General features: G+C 33.1%; 1 protein-coding gene. It reads right to left on the reverse strand.

What is annotated here, in order from left to right; all coding sequences use genetic code 11:
* Window positions 1-428: 428 nt before the first annotated feature.
* Window positions 429-929: a shikimate kinase gene (locus ACIQXR_RS20520; RefSeq protein ID WP_402876150.1), complete on the reverse strand. Its 501-nt coding sequence runs from the start codon at window positions 927-929 to the stop codon at window positions 429-431.
* Window positions 930-1,603: the final 674 nt, after the last annotated feature.

The following is a 1,603-nucleotide window of genomic DNA, read 5'->3' on the forward strand; positions in this document are numbered from 1 at the left end:
TCTTCAGCGCCGATGGTAGTTGGGGGTTTCCCCCTGTGAGAGTAGGACGCCGCCAAGCCATTTTAAAGGTCAGCCATTAGGCTGGCCTTTTTTTGTTTTTAGTAAATCCTTTTACCTTCTCAGCCAGACAGTAGAAGAAGACCGTAAGGTCTCGAAATCGCGGAGAATACATGGCTAATTCGTTTTCTTTATATATTTTCTAATAACTTATTGGCTTGTTTTTATAAATGGTATGGGAATGCGGTGGGGTATCCGTTGATTTTTCCTGGAGAGTTAGCATTCGGAAGTAGCTGCTAAAACCTTCATTCATTAAAAATGGTCTCATCTTTCCTTATCATTATGAAAAGCTGTGATCTCATTTGTGAATCATTTTTATTCAACAATAAAAAAGATGATTGGCTAGACTGAGCCAATCATCTTTTTAAGTATTAAAGTGGTTCGTGAATCTCCCAAGCAACTTTTAAAGAATCTACTATGAAATCTGCTACTTCATCAACATCCAAGTTATTTGTGTTCACTTTTGAATGATGATAGGAATAAACTTCTTGTCTGGTTTTAAAAAGGTCTTCAATTTCTTCTAGGCTTTTACTTTGCAAGACCGGTCTACTATCAATAAGTAAGCTAATTCTTTCTTTCCAATAGTCCCAAGATAAATCAAGGTAAAATACTATGCAATTGGAGAGGCATATATCTCTTATATCCTCTTGTAAAAAGGCCCCGCCTCCTAAAGAAAGTATTTTTAATTTTTGCTGGCTGAACCGTTCAATTACTTCCTTTTCTTTTTCACGAAAAGTCTTTTCCCCGAACTTCTTGAATATTTCAGTCGTGGGCATATTAAATTCTTTTTCGATTTCTTGGTCTATATCAATAAAGTCCCTATATAGTTTTTTAGCGACTTTTTGGCCTATTGTAGTTTTACCTACTCCCATAAAACCAATAAAAACGATACTTTGCAACCTCAAAGATGTATCTTTATTAACCACTTATGAATTCCTCTCCCCGCTAGATTACAATGATTTAAAGTAGTTTCGATTTTTAAAAATAATTTCATTATAGTACATGTTGGTAGAAATGTAAAAATATTATTTAAATATTTGGAAAACTGACCAATTGATTTACCCTCATTCCTAATAATAGAAGGAATGGTCGATAATTAATAGTCCATGCTTTAATTTGTATCATTAATTTTATAATGAGAAGAGTAATAATAGGATCCAACTCAGGCTGTGCAATTGTGGATATTAATTAACGGATATGGTCATAAAAGAAAAAAACGAAAATACATTGACTTTGATGACAAAAAGGATTAATATAAATAAGCACCAAGTCAGTCAAACAAAAATTTCATCAACTTCTGGCAGATTGCTTGAAGAAATAAACAGTAAAAACTATTGACTTCTTATAATGAAAGTGATAAGATGGATTAGTTGCTGCTAACACAGTGACTAAAAAAAATAAGTTAAAAACTTCGTAGAAGTTGACAACTAATTGATAGTGTGTTATGATGGATTAACAAGTTGTTCTAACGAACAACGAGATAAATTGCTCTTTGAAAACTGAACAAAACAAAGCGCCAACGTAAATTTTGAGTGAGCACACACTA

Source organism: Peribacillus sp. NPDC097224, assembly GCF_044761985.1.
Taxonomy (GTDB): Bacteria; Bacillota; Bacilli; order Bacillales; family DSM-1321; genus Peribacillus.